Origin of the sequence: Pseudomonas sp. SIMBA_067 (genome assembly GCF_046534675.1) — a bacterium.
Lineage (GTDB): Bacteria > Pseudomonadota > Gammaproteobacteria > Pseudomonadales > Pseudomonadaceae > Aquipseudomonas > Aquipseudomonas putida.
In genome coordinates, this window is record NZ_JAWRYH010000493.1 from 1 (window position 1) to 269 (window position 269).

Below are 269 nucleotides of genomic sequence, written 5' to 3' on the forward strand. Positions count from 1 at the left end.
CCGAACATTGATGCTTAACGGCAGCATTTTCAATCAATTTTGCCCTGTCGATATTGAATAAATTGATGGTGACATTTTCCTCGTTCTTCGTGAACGATCGCAAATAACAGCGAGGAACAAAATGTTGATTTTTGTTGGTTGCCATAGACAAGTTACTGAAGTTCGGGTGCATACAGTCGCCGCATCGCGCTGTGTCGCACTCAACCGGGAAGAACTTCGCCATGAAATTGGTGACCAAATTTTGCCACCGGCCCAATCGGAAACACTAT

Annotated in this window: 1 protein-coding gene; it reads right to left on the reverse strand. The window is 44.6% G+C overall.

The window, feature by feature from the left end:
• On the reverse strand, positions 1-223 hold a 223-nt coding region (locus SB765_RS30035), incomplete at its 3' end, for a DUF4238 domain-containing protein (protein WP_410932549.1).
• Positions 224-269: the final 46 nt, after the last annotated feature.